The organism is Endozoicomonas sp. ALC020 (assembly GCF_049275935.1).
Classification (GTDB): domain Bacteria; phylum Pseudomonadota; class Gammaproteobacteria; order Pseudomonadales; family Endozoicomonadaceae; genus Endozoicomonas_A.
In genome coordinates this window covers 4,905,632-4,923,026 of record NZ_CP184830.1, presented here as the reverse complement: position 1 = coordinate 4,923,026, position 17,395 = coordinate 4,905,632, and the positions used below count along the sequence as shown (strand labels likewise).

Below are 17,395 nucleotides of genomic sequence, written 5' to 3'. Positions count from 1 at the left end.
AATTCCCTTGTCGCCAGAGGCGATGAATTTATTCGGGATGCCGGACAACTGACTGAAGGTGAACGGGTGACGGCCCGATTCAGCCAGGGTTCAGCAGACTGTCAGGTGATTGAGATCCACAAATCCTGGTTGTTGGCGTTTTACAACGCCTTCTTGATGAAAAAGATAAAGAAACACTCTTGTGTTCTTAATCTATCCTTCTTCTCTGTAAACCACAGGGCAAGGATAGAATTATTAAACACTCACTTTTTGCGGCACTGCTGTTACTGTCGTTTTCTGTCGTCTGCCAGACTAAAGCGTTGGCAAGACGTTTTGTTATCGAGGTTGAACAGAATGCAGATTTTCCCGATCATAACTTTTCTATAAAGCTTAACCGACCAACATTTTCAGGCAACCCATCAGACATTGTCGACACAAACGGCAATGTAGAGCCAGACTCATCAGCTGATATAAAACGACAAGTGCCTTACAGTCAAAAAATGAAAGCGACTCTTGTAGAGTCGATTTCGTGGCCATGGCTTTATGCGACGAATCTGCTGGTTGCTTGTGAGTTCATTCTGACCACCAGAGATGCCTCTCCAAGCTCAAACCCTTATTCATCCTTAGCTATAGAAGCAGTTATCACCGTTGGTTGGCTTTTAAAAAGCTATTGGAACGCCAATTCACTGCTGTTTAACTCTACTGAGCAACAGGAAGCGAGTGAAAATTACCGGCTTGCTATCACTGCTGTGATGCCAGGCTCTGAACAAGGCCAACCCTATTATCAAGCACCGGAATCATCAGGACGTGCTCCACAAGCCAGCACTTACAGCACAGGCTATTTCACCAGTCTTCTGTTTTCTGACTCTGCCGACGGTGACGAAGATCCTGAACAACACCTGCATACTTTGGGTTTAAATTGTTATACCTATCCCTGTAATGGTGTTTGTCGATTCCGACAATCTTCCGACTTATCCGACAGCATAGAGCCAGATTCTGAAGAAAGTTCGACATACGACACTGAAGAAACATCCGGAGAAAGTTCATGCTCCCACGTGGCCAATAAACACTGCTATCGTTGCAGCTCTGTAGACGGGGTCGCCTCAGACGGGGTCGCCTCAGACGGGGTCGCCTCAGACGGGGTCGCCTCAGACGGGGTCGCAGACTCAATAGGTTCAGCCGCAGCCGGTACAACTGAATCTGACCGGCGAGCAACCTGCAACGTGATCTTAGTCGGCGAAGATGGCCAACTGCGGCAATGCCGGAAGGTCTTTAAGAATCAAAAAATACTTTTGTCTCACAAAAACAGATACCATACCGGACAAAGAACCTGTGGCGTTACACTCGTCGGGGAGGATAGCCAGCCAGGGCCATGCGGAACGGTCTGCCAGAATGCTGCAGCTCTCGCGTATCACAAAAGAAGTGTCCACACCGGGCAACAAACCTGTAACCTGACCATGGTTGGGAAAGACCGCCAGCAGCGACCATGCGGAAAGTCTTACAACAGTCTTCAAGCCCTGTCGAATCACAAAAGCTTATGCCATAGCGGGGAAAAAATCTGTCACGTAAAAGTAGTCGGAAAGGATGGCCAGCCACAACCATGCGGAATGGTCTACCGAAATATTGGTGCCCTGTCGGATCACAAAAAAAGATGCCATACCGGGCAAAAAACCTGTGTCGTGATGGTGATCGGGAAGAATGGTCAGCCGCAGCCATGCGGGGCAGTCTGCAGCAATGCTAAAGCCCTGTCAGCTCACAAAAACAATCACCATAGCGGGCAACGAAGCTGTGGCGTAAACGTGATCGGGGACGATGGCAAGCCTCGCCGGTGCGGGGCGCACTGCAGAAATTCTAAAGCCCTGGCGGATCACAAAAGAACCTTCCATACTGGACAACAAACCTGTGACGCAACCCTAGTTGAGAAAGATGGCCAGAAGCGACTATGCGGGGTAGTCTGCAGAAACGCTCAAAAACTGTCGAGTCACAAAAGCAGATTCCACAGCGGGAAACGAATCTGTGGCGTGGCCGTGGCCGTGGCCGTGGCCGGAGAGGATGGCCAGCAGCAGCCATGCGGCAAGACCTACAAGAATTCTCAGGACCTGAGTGATCACATAAGAAGAGATCACACCAGGCAACAAACCTGTAAGGAAACTGTCATTGGGAAGGATGGGCAGCGGCGGCCATGCGGGTCGGTGTGTAAAAGTGCTTCAAGCCTGTCTATTCACAAAAGCACATACCATACCGGACCAAAAACCTGCAACCTGACACAAGTCGGTAAGGATGGCCGACCATGGCCATGCGAAAAGCTCTTCGATAATGCCAAAGCCCTGTCGAACCACAAAAGGAAAGACCATAGCGAACCACAAACCTGCGATATGACAGTGGTCTCAGAGGGTGGTCTGCAGAGACCATGCGGGACGGTCTGCAAGAACGCTTTTGACTTGACGAATCATAAAAGAATACATCGAAAACACAAGCTTGCTGATGTAAACCGGAACAATGACCTAACTCCTTGAAATCACCTCCTTGAAATGACACCCGCCCTTCAGAGGGTGTCGCAAAACTCTCTCCGGCGTGGGAACGCGCTGACTCCCGTCATTGCCGGCTTCATTCTCGTCATTCCCGCGAAGGCGGGAATCCACACTGACTCTCCACCAGAACCATACTGCCCGGTGTCCCCCTGGCCTTGTCATCCCCGAGAAGGCAGAGATCCACCGTTGGCGCTGGATTCCCGCCTTCGCGGGAATGACGACTTCAGAGCGTGAGAACGAGCTGTTGAAGTTTTGCGACACCCTCTTAGGAGCCTGACCGAGAATAGCGCCCGTAGCGAGGACGACAGAAAATTGAGGATGAAAATTCGGTTTTGTGAGGAGAATAGCGAGCTATTTGACGAACAAAAGCGGATTTTCAGACCAATTTGCTGCCGCCGCAGTAGGGCAGTCTATTCTCGGTCAGGCTCTTAGTGAAGAAGACACAAAAACACTCTTATTATCTTGATCTATCCTTCAACTCTTTAAACCGGAAGGCTGACCTGGAATGGTGCCCGTTCTCGCTACGGGCGGACCATATAAGCCTCCTGGAGAAGTGCTACCCGAAATTCTTGAAGAGTTTCGCCGAAACCCTGGGCAACAGAAGGACCCCACCAAGTAGCTCAACTCAGACATTTAGCAGATCGCCAGCCAGAAAACTGGCTGGCCAGAAGGATCAGAGCAAAATTCCCAACATCCGACGCAGAGGCTCTGCAGCCCCCCACAACAACTGGTCACCTACCGTAAAGGCAGACAGATATTCAGGACCCATATTCAATTTGCGAATACGACCCACGGGAATATCCAGACTGCCGGTCACCGCTGCCGGTGTCAGCTTCTCCATGGTCACCTCACGATCATTGGGAATCAGAGAAACCCAATCGTTGGCATTGGCAACAAGGCTTTCGATATCAGCTATTGGCACATTTTTGTTCAGCTTGATGGTCAACGCCTGACTGTGGCAACGCATGGCACCGACACGAACACAGACACCATCAACCGGCACCAGAGCCTGACCGTCCAGACCGAGAATCTTATTGGTCTCTGCCTGAGCTTTCCACTCCTCACGGCTCTGCCCGTTCTCCAGTTGACGATCAATGTAAGGGATCAGACTGCCTGCCAGAGGCACCCCGAACTCACTTTGTGGTAAATCCGAGCTGCGCAGCAGATCAGATGTCTTACGATCAATATCAAGAATGGCACTGGCTGGATCGGCCAGCTCCCGGGCAACGTTATCGCGAATCACACCCATCTGAGCGATCAATTCACGCATGTTTCGGGCACCGGCGCCACTGGCAGCCTGATAAGTCATGGCGCTGACCCAGTCCACCAGCCCCTCACGAAACAGACCACCAATGGCCATCAGCATCAGGCTGACAGTACAGTTACCACCGATAAAATTCCTGACACCGGCATCAATGGCCCGATCGATAACAGGACGATTGACCGGATCCAAAACAATAACACTGTCGTCCTTCATCCTCAGAGAAGAAGCGGCATCAATCCAGTAGCCGTGCCAACCACTGTCACGCAATGGCTGAATAACCTTATTGGTGTAATCGCCACCCTGACAGGAAATAATGATATCCATAGCGGCCAGCGCTTCAATTGAGTGAGCGTCCTGAAGCGCTGTAGCAGGTCTGCCCGCATCCTGACCTACGAGTGGACCAGGCTGACCCTGCTGGGAAGTGGTAAAGAAGACCGGGTCAATATTCGCAAAGTCGTTTTCTTCACGCATACGATCCATCAAAACCGAGCCGACCATTCCCCGCCAGCCAACAAAACCGACCTTTTTCATAACTAGCCTCCCTAAATGCTCAACCCTTCAAACAAGCCACTAAGGCATCGCCCATTTCAGAGGTGCTTACCTGTTTGCAACCTGCTGATGCAATATCTCCGGTACGCAGTCCCTGATCCAGAACATCGCTGACGGCTTTTTCAATCGCATCTGCCGCTGCAATTTCCCCCAGGGAGTATCGGAGCAGCATCGCCAGAGAAAGAATCTGAGCCAGCGGGTTCGCTTTACCCTGACCGGCAATGTCCGGGGCAGAACCATGCACAGGCTCATACATCCCCTGGTTGGCTTCGTTCAGGGAAGCCGATGGCAACATACCAATGGAGCCGGTCAACATAGCAGCACAGTCGCTGAGAATGTCGCCAAACATGTTGCCGGTGACCATTACATCAAACTGTTTGGGTTCACGCACCAGCTGCATTGCCGCATTATCAACATACATATGGCTCAGTTCCACATCGGTGTAGTCAGAGCCCATATCTGACACTATTTCACGCCAGAGAGCGGTCACTTCAAGCACATTGGATTTATCAACCGATGTCAGTCGACCACCACGCTTTTGAGCCGCTTCAAAAGCCACTTTGGCAATACGCTTGATTTCAGATTCACGGTAGACATAGGTGTTGTAACCTTCCCGCTCTCCGCTCTCGAGGGTACGAACACCTCTTGGCTCACCAAAGTAGATACCACCGGTCAGTTCACGGACGATCAGAATATCCAGACCCGCCACCCGTTCGTGCTTGAGACTGGATGCTTCTGCCAACTGGGGAAACAGCATTGCTGGTCGCAGATTGGCGAACAGTCCCATTTCGGAACGCAGCTTCAGCAGTCCACGCTCAGGACGGTTCATCATCGGCTGGTCATCCCACTTGGGACCACCCACAGAACCAAAGAGAATCGCGTCAGATTTTTTCGCTTCGGCCAGAGTCTCGTCGGTCAGGGGAACACCATGAACATCCAGCGAAGCACCACCCACCAGACCTTCACTGATTTCAATAGCCAACCCAAAGCGGGTTTTAACGACATCCAGAACTTTCAGCGCTTCTGCCACAATCTCAGGGCCAATGCCGTCACCGGGCAGGCATAAAATCTGTTTACTCACTTCCCTTTACCTCTCATTAAAAACAGTGTTTTGTAAGCTCGATTTGACACTGGGCAGGCTGTTGAAAAACTCCCCCAGGGCTCCGGCGGCTGTCACAAAAAGCTGATTCCCACGCTCTCAGGCCCTTTGGACCCCGGCGCGGGAGTGAGAGCTTTGCAATAGCCTCTGATGTATGGGAGCAAGAGTCGACTTACTTTGTTATTTGTTAAACTGGCAAAATTTAATGAATAGCATCAAAAAGCCAGGGCTGACTGTTGCGATGGCGCCCTTCAAAGGCTTTGATCGCATCAGCGTCCTGCAATGTCAGACCTATGTCGTCCAGACCATTGAGCAGACAGTGACGTCTGAACTCATCAATCGAAAAGCTGAGTTCACTGCCATCAGGCTTGATCACTTTTTCACGTTCCAGATCCACGTTCAGCTGATAGCCTTCCTGCGCATCAATTTCACTGAACAGCTCGTCAACAGCCTCTTCCGAGAGAGTGATCGGCAGAATGCCATTTTTGAAACAGTTGTTGTAAAAAATATCAGCAAAGCTCGGCGCAATGACGCAGCGAAAACCAAAATCATCCAGAGCCCATGGAGCGTGCTCCCGACTGGAGCCACAACCAAAGTTTTGACGGGCGATCAGTACCGATGCCCCCTGATAACGATCCTGATTCAGCACAAAGTCAGGATTCACCGGACGCTTTGAACAATCCTGGCCGGGCTGGCCCTCATCAAGGTAGCGCAACTCATCAAACAGATTGGGACCAAAGCCACTGCGCTTGATGGACTTGAGAAACTGCTTGGGAATGATCATGTCGGTATCAACATTGGCACGATCAAGAGGTGCTACCAAACCTTTATGAATAGTAAATGCCTTCATGGTGTCTTAAGCCCCCTGCCCCATCATCTGACGCACATCAACAAAATGGCCGGTTACCGCAGCCGCTGCGGCCATAGCCGGGCTTACCAGATGGGTTCGACCACCAAAACCCTGACGACCTTCAAAATTGCGGTTTGAAGTGGATGCGCAATGCTCACCGGCACCCAGTTTGTCGGCATTCATGGCCAGACACATGGAGCAGCCCGGCTCACGCCATTGCAGACCGGCCGCTTCAAAGATTTTGTCCAACCCTTCATTTTCTGCCTGTTCTTTTACCAGACCCGAGCCCGGGACAACCAGAGCTTCCTTAACGGTGTCAGCTACCTTTCGACCTTTTACGACAGCAGCCGCCTCTCTGAGGTCTTCAATTCTGGAGTTAGTACAGGAACCAATGAAAACACGATCAACAGGGATATCCGTGATCGGCATGCCTGCTGTCAGCCCCATGTACTCGAGGGCTCTTGCATAACCTTCCGCATCTGCCGGGGACGGTACATTAGCATCCACAGGCAGAACCATTTCAGGTGAGGTACCCCAGGTCACCTGAGGTTTGATGTCTTCACCTTTTAAAACAACCACTTCATCAAAAACAGCATCAGCATCAGAGTGCAGATCGGACCAGGCCTCTACCGCCTTGTTCCAGAGCTCACCTTTGGGTGCAAAAGGACGACCTTTTACATAATCGACCGTGGTCTGATCGACCGCAACCATACCTGCACGGGCACCTGCTTCAATAGCCATATTGCAGACAGTCATTCGACCTTCCATACTCATGGCTCGCAGAACGTCGCCACCAAATTCGACAGCAAAGCCGGTACCACCAGCGGTTCCGATCTTGCCAATAATGGCCAGAACCACGTCTTTCGGCGTAACACCCAAACCCAGCTCGCCATCAACACGCACCAGCATGTTTTTCATTTTCTTGGCAACCAGGCACTGGGTAGCCATGACGTGTTCGACTTCGGAGGTACCAATACCATGGGCCAGCGCGCCGAAAGCACCGTGAGTAGAGGTATGGGAATCACCACAGACTACGGTCATACCTGGCAGAGTTGCGCCCTGTTCAGGACCCACAACATGGACAATCCCCTGGCGGGTATCCATCATATCGAACTGGACGATATCGAAATCGTGGCAATTATCATCCAGCGTTTTAACCTGAATTTTCGAGATAGGATCTTCGATACCATCAATGCCGGTTTTGCGCTCATTAACGGTAGTTGGCACATTATGATCAGGCGTTGCCAGGTTGGCATCAATTCGCCAGGGTCGGCGGCCAGCAAGACGCAGACCTTCAAACGCCTGGGGAGAGGTGACTTCATGAAGTAGCTGTCGATCAATGTAGATCAAAGACGAACCATCGTCTCGTTGACGAACAAGGTGGTTGTCCCACAACTTGTCATAGAGCGTCTTACCTGCCATTGGTTGAATCCTCATTACAGCGTTTCCGTTTTATGGGTATCCTAGAACGACAGAACAGATTACTCAAATTCATCTTTTTCATGCTATTAATAACTATAAGTTATCAATCATTTACCCCTTACAAAAAACTGAACCATGGATATACCCAGCCTCACCGCATTTCTGACCGTTGCTGAGTGCAAGTCTTTCTCCCAGGCGGCAGAAAAGCTGCATTTAACCCAGCCGGCCGTCAGCAAGCGCATTGCTTCGCTTGAGAGCCAATTAGGCACCCAGTTATTTGATCGCATGGGTCGACAGATCAATTTGAACGAAGCTGGACGCATCCTTATGCCCAAAGCCAGACAAATGCTGGACTTGATGAAGGACTCCCGTCAGGAAATCAGTAACCTGAAGACTCAGGTAAAAGGGACTCTGGCCATAGCCACCAGTCACCATATAGGCTTACGCAGGCTCCCTGACATCTTGAGGGAATACTCCCGCCGCTACCCGGATGTCAAGCTCGACATTCGCTTTGTGGATTCGGAGGTGGCTTATGAAATGCTGAGTCGTGGTGAAATTGAATTCGGTATCGTAACACTCTCTCCTGACAACCCGGATCGATTTGAATCCCGTCTGGTCTGGAATGACCCGCTGATTTTTATGGCGGCCAGAGACCACCCCTTATCCAGCCTGAAAAAAGTCACCACCCAGCAGTTAAGTGAACATCAGGCAATTCTGCCAAGCTCAAACACATTCACTCACCGGCTGGTTCGCACACTGTTTGAAGAAGAAGGTCTGTCTTTGCAAACCACCATGTCTTCCAATTACCTCGAAACAATCCGTATGCTGGCTTCCATCGGCCTGGCATGGACCATTTTGCCCGCCTCGATGCTGGACGACGATCTCATTGCATTGAACACACAATGCCATACGCCTTCAAGAAAGTTGGGGTATATCATCCACAAAGAGCGAACCCTGTCGAATGCGGCCAATGCGCTTCTGGACCTTCTGAATCAGGAAACCGGCTGATCATTGTTATTCGCCAACTTGTCCCTATAATTCCACTATCGATTTCACTACCTTTCACAGAACTGACGGAGTGTTGTATGTTCAAGGCGCTGTTGCTGGAGCAGGAAGGCCAAGCCACTGTATCTTCTGTCCGGGAACTGGACGACAGTCGTTTACCCGAAGGGGAGGTCACGGTAGCCGTCGAATATTCCTCGCTGAACTATAAGGACGGTCTGGCCATCACTGGCAAGGGCAAGATTATCCGCAACTTTCCCATGGTACCGGGCATTGATTTTGCGGGTACAGTCATTGATTCTGACAATCCTGAATTTTCAGAAGGTGACAAAGTTATCCTCACCGGCTGGGGCGTGGGTGAAAACCACTGGGGTGGTATGTCTGAAAGAGCCAGGGTCAAAGCCAGTCAACTGGTAAAAATGCCAAAGGGACTCAACAGCCAGAAAGCCATGATGATCGGCACAGCAGGTCTGACAGCAATGTTGTGCGTAATGGCTCTGGAACACTCAGGTGTCACACCTGAAAAAGGTGAAATTCTGGTCACCGGTGCCAGTGGTGGCGTGGGCAGTACTTCTGTCGCCCTGCTGGCAAAATTGCATTACGATGTTGTCGCTGTATCAGGTCGTCCGGAAAACTCCGGCATGCTGGTCAACCTGGGAGCCAAACTGATCCTGCCAAGAAGCCGTTTTGAGGAGCCAGCCCGCCCGCTGGATAAACAAATGTGGGCGGGTGCAATTGATACGGTTGGCAGCAAGCTGCTCGCCAGGGTTCTCTCAGAAATGAACTATGGCGGTGCCGTTGCAGCCTGTGGACTGGCAGGAGGTTTTGACCTTCCGACTACGGTGATGCCATTCATCTTGAGGGGCGTAAACCTCCAGGGCGTCGACTCTGTGATGTGTCCAACAGAAAAACGTACTCAGGCCTGGGAGCGACTGGTGGACCTGTTACCTGCTGATTTTTACAACTCTGCCTGTCAGGAAGTGACACTGGAAGAAATTGCTGAGTACGCTGAAGCCATCACGGTGGGTCAGGTGACCGGTCGTGTGATCGTGAAAATCTAACCCGTTCTTTTTATAAGTCATTTTTATAAGCAGCCTTTACAAAAGGCATCGAATTTTTCGCTCTGCTGTTTTTCAGCTGACTCATTTTCTCATCCTCTTGATGTTGTCGTGCTGTTCATGATCGCTCCATGAATCTTGCGGCAACATGCTTTCATGGCAAAAATTGAGGATACACTCATTGAAGCCATGTACTGGTATTAACCCCTAATTACTTCGAACCCTTTAAGTGCAATAGTTCGAGGTTTGACTGATTAAACAAAAACAACCATGAATTTGCGCCCCGTTCTGCTTGTCATAGGCCTGTTTCTGATGATGCTGTCAGTATTGATGCTACTGCCAGCCCTGCATGATTTCGTCATTGGCGAGGAAGGAATTTATTCATTCGGCTTGTCGGCCCTGATCACCCTGTTGGCAGGCGCACCACTTTACTACTTTTGTCGTGTACCTGTATTCAGCCTGCAACCAAGGCAAATATTTCTGCTGACCAACGCATCCTGGTTGACACTGAGTGCCTTCGCAGCTCTGCCTCTCTACATACAGCTGGATATCAGCTACACCGACGCATTCTTTGAAACCATGTCCGGGATTACAACCACCGGTTCTACCGTGCTCAGTGGACTTGACCAGATGAATACTGGGGTCCTGCTGTGGCGCTCTCTGCTTCAATGGCTCGGCGGCATTGGCTTTATTGTCCTGGCTGTAGCGGTACTGCCTTTTCTGAAAGTCGGTGGTATGCGTCTGTTCCAAAGCGAATCTTCCGACTGGTCAGACAAAGCCATGCCCCGTTCAGGCAGCATCGCCAAACGTATTGTTTGTATCTACTTGGGCATGACCATTTTTTGTGCGTATCTCTATTTTCTCGGAGGCATGCATGGCTTTGAAGCCATCAACCACGCCATGACCACGCTTTCCACCGGAGGCTACTCAACTTCCGACAGCTCCATGGGTCACTTCAAAAACCCCTTCATTCACTGGGTTGCTATAGTGTTCATGATTTTTGGATCGCTTCCCTTTGTCCTTTTTGTCAAATTTCTCAGGGGTGATTCTCAGTCTTTGTTGAGGGATAACCAGGTTCAGGCTTTTCTCAAATTCCTGCTCATACTCTGGGGCTTTTTGACTCTGCGACTGTTTATAAACAGTGATTATTCACTGCTCAAGTCTTTGACCCTGGTCGCCTTTAATACTACTTCTGTGATCACGACGACAGGTTTCGCATTGACTGACTACGAGTCATGGGGAGGGTTTGCAGCCGCCCTCTTCCTCTGCCTGACGGTCATTGGTGGCTGCTCAGGCTCCACAGCAGGAGGAATAAAGGTTTTCCGTTTTCAGATTGCAGCACGTTTGCTGGGCATTCAACTGAAACAACTGGCTCATCCGAGAGCCTGTTTTGTACAAAGCTACAACGGCCATCAAATCAGTAGCGACATATTGAGATCTCTGATCGCTTTCTGCTTCTTTTTCGCACTCCTGACCACTATTCTCACCCTGCTTTTGAGCTTTCTGGGGCTGGATCTTGTCACCAGTCTCAGTGGTGCATTGACAGCAGTTGCCAACGTAGGACCCGGACTTGGAGATATTATCGGACCTGCGGGCAACTTTTCATCACTGCCTGATGCCGCCAAATGGTTCCTGAGCGTGGGAATGCTGCTAGGCAGACTGGAAGTTATTACCGTTTTGGTACTCTTCACTCCAGCATTCTGGAAGCACTAGGAGCCTGACCGAGAATAGCGCCCGTAGCGAGGACGTCAGAAAATTGAGGATGAAAATTCGGTTTTGTGAGGAGAATAGCGAGCTATTTGACGAACAAAAGCGGATTTACAGACCAATTTGCTGCCGCCGCAGTAGGGCAGTCTATTCTCGGTCAGGCTCCTAGGAGCCTGACCGAGAATAGCGCCCGTCTAGGCGACCCCGTAGCGAGGACGCTTAAGTCCGACAGGCTGCTAGAAAACTGATATAAATCAAATAGTATTTATCGTTACTGCTGTAATATTCTTCGCCGCAAACGAAAGCATTGAAAGCAGGCTGCAACCTGTTTGATGCTAAATAAAATCAGCCATAAGCAGAAAGTGTCGTTTTTTGAACCGAGAAAACAGTCACTTCTATAATATGTATATTGCTTGCCAATGAATGATAATCCTCCGTCGCACCTTGTCAGCCTGATTCGTCAGCGCTCAAATAACCATTCCCGTCAAACGGCTATTCGTTTCTCTGAAAATCATCAATGGCAATCCATGAACTGGCAGCAGCTCGGAGAAAAGATCGATTGCGTTTCCCGTTCTCTGCTAACAGACAATCTGCCGATTCAGACTAATATCGGGATCTGGTCACAGAACCTTCCCGAATGGACTATTGCAGACCTTGGCATTTTGCAGACTCGCTGCGTCACTGTGCCCATTTACCCAACCAATACCGCTGAGCAGGCTCGCTACATTATTGAAGATGCCGGAATTTCCATTTTGTTTGTCGGCGAACAGGAGCAGTTCGATAGCGCGCTGAAGCTTCTGGACCATTGTGAATGTCTGGAGAAAGTTATTGTATTTGACTCCCGGACTAACCTGAAAGGCTGCGATAAAGCACTGTATTTCAGTGATTTTATGGCCAGTGCTCCCACTGAGTCCGAATTATTGACAGAACGCCTGAAAAATCAGGCTCTGGACGACCTCTACACCCTGATCTATACCTCGGGCACCACCGGTCAACCAAAAGGCGTTATGCTCGATTACAACAGCATCGGTGCATCGTTTGAGTCACATGATCTTCTGATTCATATTGACCATACCGATGTATCCATAGCGTTTTTGCCTCTGAGCCATATTTTTGAAAGGGCCTGGAGTTATTACGTTCTGACCCGGGGCGCTGTTAACTGCTACCTGAAAGATCCGACCAAAATTGCAGAAATATTGCCCACACTGAAGCCAACGGTGGTCTGTGCAGTACCACGCTTCTACGAGAAGATTTATACCGGCGTGAACACCATGGTACAAAAGGGCTCTCCGCTTAAGCGCTTTATTTTCAAGACGGCTATGAAAGTCGGTCTCACCACCATGGAATTGAAGCGCCAGGGCAAGACAGTACCCGGTTATCTGACAAGCCTGAACCAGCTGGCTGACAGAATGGTGTTCAGCAAAATCAAAGAAAAGCTGGGAGGGCGTATCCGTTTCATGCCCTGTGGTGGTGCCCGGCTGGATGACGAAATCAACCGTTTTTTCCATGCCCTTGGCATCAATGTCAAAGTGGGTTATGGCATGACTGAAACCACGGCAACTGTTACCTGCTTTCGCGATACGGGTTACCAGTTTGGCAGCTGCGGCTCACCGCTCCCCGGCACTCAGGTTAAAATCGGGCAGGAAGGCGAGATACTGGTGAAAGGCCCAACCGTCATGCGCGGCTACTACAAAAAGCCGGATGAAACAGCCAAAGCCTTTGATGCCGATGGCTGGCTAAAAACCGGCGATGCAGGTCTGATCGATGAGACAGGGCAGCTTCGCATCACCGAGCGCATCAAGGAGCTGATGAAAACGTCCAACGGCAAATATATTGCACCTCAATACATAGAAGGCACTTTGGGCAAGGATCGGTTTATTGAACAGGTTGCCATCATTGCTGATGCCAAAAACTATGTTTCTGCTTTGATAGTACCTGCTTTTGAAGCATTGGAAGAGTATGCAAAAAGCACTGACCTGAAATACGAAAACAAAATGGATCTGATCCGCAATGCGGATATCCGGGCTATGTTCCAGAAACGCCTGGATCACATTCAGAAAGAACTGGCCCGGTACGAGCAGGTTAAGAAATTCACTCTGCTGCCTCGTGAATTCTCCATCGAAACGGGAGAGATCACGCCAACACTGAAATTGCGCAGAAAGATTATCATGGAACGTTTCCGCAAGGAAATCGAAGCCATGTACCAACCGGTCACGTCACCCTGACACCAAGGCAGGCCATTCTCAAAACGGATGGCCTCTTAATGCTGCAGTGGAAAGCCCTACTTGGCTTATCAATATTAAATCACCTATCCTTCCCTGCTTCAGTTTTATTAGCCTGTCAAAAGACTCTTCATTCATCTAAAGGTTTAAGTGCTCATGGAGCAATATAATTTCACCTATAACGATATCCATAACACCATTCGCGCCTCAGCGGAAAAGATCAGAGCCTCCGGATTTGAGCCTGATTATCTCCTGGCCATTGGTGGCGGTGGTCTGATTCCAGCACGCATCATGCGCACCTATATCAACAAACCGATTCTGATTGTATCCCTCTCCCGCTACAGTGACGAGACAGGTACGGCGCCATCAGAGACACCGGTCAAACTACAATGGCTGGAAACAGACACCAACCTGGATGGTAAAAAAGTTCTGGTCATTGATGAGGTCGATGATGAAAGAACCACTCTGCAGTTCACACTGAATCATCTGTACGACACACACCCTGAAACCGAGTTTGCTGCCTTCGTCGTGCACAATAAACTGAAAGAAAAGAAAGGCACACTGCCAGAGAGGCTGAACCACTTCTTCACTGGTGAGGACATCCACGACCACTGGATTAACTACGCCTGGGATGCTGAAGACATTGATCAGTTTGGCAAAAAGTAAGCCACTGAAAGCCGTTGAATACTCATAACACAACCCCCGACCCCTGACAGAGGGCCGGGGAACGGAACGGTTCAGGCCTGACCCTGAATAACCGGAGCCGGACTGACCACATCAGCATTCTGGGCACGTTGACGCATCAGGTGATCCATCAGGGTGATAGCCATCATGGCTTCAGCAATGGGTACAGCACGAATTCCGACACAGGGATCGTGACGTCCCTTTGTGACCACTTCAACAGGTTCGCCTTCCATATTGATGCTCTTGCCAGGCGCAGTCATGCTGGAAGTGGGTTTCAGGGCAATATGGGCAACAATATCCTGACCTGAGCTGATACCGCCAAGAACACCACCGGCTGAATTGGACAGGAAGCCTTCTGGCGTCAACTCATCACGATGCTCTGTTCCCTTCTGGGCTACAGAGTCGAAGCCATCGCCTATCTCAATACCTTTGACGGCATTAATGCTCATCAGAGAATGAGCCAGGTCGGCATCCAGACGATCAAAAACCGGTTCACCCAGTCCCGGCATCACACCTGTAGCCATCACGGTCACTTTGGCCCCGGTAGAATTACCATCACGACGCAAATCATCGATCAGTTTTTCCATGGCGGGCACTTTATCCGCATCCGGGCAGAAGAAAGGATTGTTGCGAACTTCATCCCAGTCAATCTTGTCGATACTGATCGTGCCCAGCTGGGACAGATAACCTTTAATTTCGATGCCCTGACTTTCCAGGTATTTCCGGGCAATCGCACCGGCTGCAACACGCATGGCGGTTTCACGAGCAGACGAGCGTCCGCCGCCACGGTAGTCACGAAAGCCGTATTTGTGGGTGTAGGTATAGTCAGCATGGCCAGGACGGAAACGATCCATGATATTGGAATAATCTTTGGAACGCTGATCCACATTTTCGATAAGCAAACCAATGGGGGTGCCGGTGGTTTTACCTTCAAAAACGCCGGACAGAATCCTGACCTGATCCGGCTCACGACGCTGCGTCGTATATTTAGAGGTACCGGGCTTGCGCAGATCGAGATCCTTTTGCAGATCGGCCTCACTCAGAGGTATGCCCGGAGGGCAGCCATCCACTATACACCCCAGGGCAATACCATGGGACTCACCAAAGGTCGTAACCCTGAAAACCTGGCCTATGCTGTTGCCTGCCATTTCAACTTCCCCCTCCTCTGACAGTTGTCCGTCGTTGCTCCCGTCAGGGATTTAATGCTCTACTGTGAAACCTTTTTCCAGAAAAAGGTTTCAGTCATTCATAGCTGTTTCAGCCTGCTTTCTTTGCTCACGGCTGCTAAACAGAGGCTGATATTTACGACAGCTTCCGGCATCCAGTATCAGGATGCCATGACCACCTGCCTCAAACTCCGGCCAGATAAACGGCACATCAGGATACTCATCTCTCAGGGCCCAATGACTGTTACCTACTTCCAGAACCAGCAAACCCTTTTCATCCAGAAAGTCTGCGGCACGTGCCAGAATAACGCGGGCCATATCCAAACCGTCTTCTCCCGCTGCCAGACCGAGCTCCGGCTCGTGGCTGAACTCATCCGGAAAATCGACCATATCTTCAGCATCCACGTAGGGTGGATTGCTGACAATCAGCTGATACTTTGGCTTTTCCGGAGCATGATCGATCGCTTCAAAAAGATCAGAACGAATGGCCTGAACCCTGCCCCAGAGCTCATGACTGTCGATATTGATACCCGCCACTTCCAGAGCGTCTTCTGATATATCCAGTAAGTCGACTGTGGCTTGAGGAAACTCATGGGCCGCAGCAATACCAATACAGCCGGAACCTGAACAAAGATCCAGCACCCTTTCAACCCGGATGTCCATCAACCAGGGTTGAAACTGATGCTGAATCAGCTCGGCAATCGGTGAACGAGGTACCAACACTCGCTCATCAACGTAATAGGGTTGACCACAGAACCAGGCCTGATTGACAAGGTAAGCCAAGGGTTTGCGTTCTGAAATTCTGCGCTCGATCAGCCCTGCCACTCTCTCCTGCTCATTCAGGGAAAGTCGGCAGTCCATGTAGGGTTCCGGCAATTCCCAGGGCAGCTGTAGCACCTGAAACACCAGATGAAAAGCCTCATCCAGAGCATTATCACTTCCATGCCCGAAAAACAGCCCGGCTTCGTTAAATCGTGATGCTGCCCAGCGAATGAAGTCCCGGATACTGACCAGACCATCATAGGGCTTGATGGCTCTGTAGGACTTGCCGGTATGCGTGTCACTGATTTCAGTCACTCTCTCTCCTCTGGGTCACTTTCAGGATCTCCCCTGCAAAACCGCCATAAGGTAGCATATTCAGGCACAGGCAAAGAACCACTTTTTCGCCGCAAACGGCTCCGAACAGCTGCCACGGTATTAGTCAGACCACAATTAGGGTTAGAATACCTCTATTTCAGGCTACCGGGAGCCTGTTAAGTCTGTTTAAAAATGAGCGCAGAGTCATGACCGAAAACGATAACGACGATCAGGAAGGCCTGTTCAAAGAAGCCATGATGGACGTGCGGCCATTGAAGAAAACCAATCGCTCTGCTGAGCTCAAAAAACCAGCGACTAAAGTGCCCGACTGTACACTCAGAGCTCGTCGGCAGTCTGCTCAGATGGAAGACAAGCCGGGCGGAGCCGCTCTTTCGGAAGCCTGGGTTGAACCTATAGAACCAGAGCAAAAACTGGTATACAGCAGATCAGGCATTCAACATACCCGTATGCGCCAGTTACGCCAGGGATTACTGCCTATCCAGTATCAACTGGATCTCCACGGTTACAGGATCGAGGAAGCCAGAGAGCTGATTTCAGAGTTTCTATTGTTCTGCCGTAATGAAGGCATGCAATGCGTTCGAATTATCCATGGCAAATCACACCGCAGTACCAATCGCCAGAACACCCTGAAAAGTCATGTCAATCACTGGCTGCGACAGCTTCCGGAAGTCCTGGCATTTTGTTCAGCACCCCCTTCAGAAGGCGGGACCGGGTCGCTTCTTGTGCTTTTGAAGAGAAAAGCCTGATAACCCTTCACAAACACC

General features: G+C 50.3%; 14 protein-coding genes. 8 read left to right on the top strand and 6 right to left on the bottom strand.

Features of this window, described 5'->3' with window-relative positions:
- Positions 1-299: 299 nt before the first annotated feature.
- Positions 300-2,495 (top strand): hypothetical protein, encoded by a 2,196-nt coding sequence (locus tag ACOJUO_RS18430; RefSeq protein ID WP_422137754.1) that lies wholly within the window; start codon positions 300-302, stop codon positions 2,493-2,495.
- 15 nt (positions 2,496-2,510) lie between these two features.
- Complete coding sequence (locus ACOJUO_RS18425; protein WP_422133402.1) at positions 2,511-2,744, top strand: hypothetical protein; 234 nt, start codon at positions 2,511-2,513, stop codon at positions 2,742-2,744.
- A 439-nt stretch (positions 2,745-3,183) separates the two neighbouring features.
- Here the strand turns inward: ACOJUO_RS18425 and asd are convergent, their stop codons facing one another.
- The 4 genes from asd to leuC all read right to left on the bottom strand — a co-directional run bounded on the left by asd (position 3,184) and on the right by leuC (position 7,694).
- Positions 3,184-4,305: an aspartate-semialdehyde dehydrogenase gene (gene asd / locus ACOJUO_RS18420; protein ID WP_422133401.1), complete on the bottom strand. Its 1,122-nt coding sequence runs from the start codon at positions 4,303-4,305 to the stop codon at positions 3,184-3,186.
- 19 nt (positions 4,306-4,324) lie between these two features.
- Entirely contained in the window at positions 4,325-5,404 is a 1,080-nt protein-coding gene (leuB, locus tag ACOJUO_RS18415; RefSeq protein ID WP_422133400.1) for a 3-isopropylmalate dehydrogenase, read from the bottom strand.
- Positions 5,405-5,624: 220 nt separating this feature from the next.
- Positions 5,625-6,272 carry a 3-isopropylmalate dehydratase small subunit gene (leuD, locus tag ACOJUO_RS18410; protein WP_422133399.1) on the bottom strand — a complete coding sequence of 216 codons (648 nt, stop codon included), beginning with the start codon at positions 6,270-6,272 and terminating at the stop codon, positions 5,625-5,627.
- Positions 6,273-6,278: 6 nt separating this feature from the next.
- Entirely contained in the window at positions 6,279-7,694 is a 1,416-nt protein-coding gene (leuC, locus tag ACOJUO_RS18405; RefSeq protein WP_422137099.1) for a 3-isopropylmalate dehydratase large subunit, read from the bottom strand.
- 135 nt (positions 7,695-7,829) lie between these two features.
- On the opposite strand from leuC, the gene ACOJUO_RS18400 reads away from it, so the two are divergent.
- The 5 genes from ACOJUO_RS18400 (at position 7,830) to ACOJUO_RS18380 (ending at position 14,349) form a co-directional block, all read left to right on the top strand.
- The gene (locus ACOJUO_RS18400; RefSeq protein WP_422133398.1) at positions 7,830-8,702 is read left to right on the top strand and encodes a LysR family transcriptional regulator; all 873 of its coding nucleotides are present in this window, start codon (positions 7,830-7,832) and stop codon (positions 8,700-8,702) included.
- 77 nt (positions 8,703-8,779) lie between these two features.
- Positions 8,780-9,757 carry an MDR family oxidoreductase gene (locus tag ACOJUO_RS18395; protein ID WP_422137753.1) on the top strand — a complete coding sequence of 326 codons (978 nt, stop codon included), beginning with the start codon at positions 8,780-8,782 and terminating at the stop codon, positions 9,755-9,757.
- 267 nt (positions 9,758-10,024) lie between these two features.
- Positions 10,025-11,467, top strand: coding sequence for a TrkH family potassium uptake protein (locus ACOJUO_RS18390; protein WP_422133396.1), 1,443 nt, complete (start codon positions 10,025-10,027; stop codon positions 11,465-11,467).
- A gap of 413 nt (positions 11,468-11,880) precedes the next feature.
- Positions 11,881-13,686 (top strand): AMP-dependent synthetase/ligase, encoded by a 1,806-nt coding sequence (locus ACOJUO_RS18385; RefSeq protein ID WP_422137752.1) that lies wholly within the window; start codon positions 11,881-11,883, stop codon positions 13,684-13,686.
- Between the two features lie 153 nt (positions 13,687-13,839).
- Positions 13,840-14,349, top strand: a complete 510-nt coding sequence (locus ACOJUO_RS18380) for a phosphoribosyltransferase (RefSeq protein WP_422137751.1) — start codon at positions 13,840-13,842, stop codon at positions 14,347-14,349.
- Between the two features lie 71 nt (positions 14,350-14,420).
- On the opposite strand, the gene aroC is transcribed toward ACOJUO_RS18380, so the two are convergent.
- Both aroC and prmB read right to left on the bottom strand, forming a co-directional pair.
- Complete coding sequence (aroC, locus tag ACOJUO_RS18375; RefSeq protein WP_422133392.1) at positions 14,421-15,515, bottom strand: chorismate synthase; 1,095 nt, start codon at positions 15,513-15,515, stop codon at positions 14,421-14,423.
- Positions 15,516-15,605: 90 nt separating this feature from the next.
- Positions 15,606-16,610, bottom strand: coding sequence for a 50S ribosomal protein L3 N(5)-glutamine methyltransferase (gene prmB, locus ACOJUO_RS18370; protein WP_422133391.1), 1,005 nt, complete (start codon positions 16,608-16,610; stop codon positions 15,606-15,608).
- Between the two features lie 206 nt (positions 16,611-16,816).
- Between prmB and ACOJUO_RS18365 the strand changes: the two genes are divergently transcribed.
- Positions 16,817-17,377 carry a Smr/MutS family protein gene (locus tag ACOJUO_RS18365; protein WP_422133390.1) on the top strand — a complete coding sequence of 187 codons (561 nt, stop codon included), beginning with the start codon at positions 16,817-16,819 and terminating at the stop codon, positions 17,375-17,377.
- Positions 17,378-17,395 lie beyond the last annotated feature (18 nt).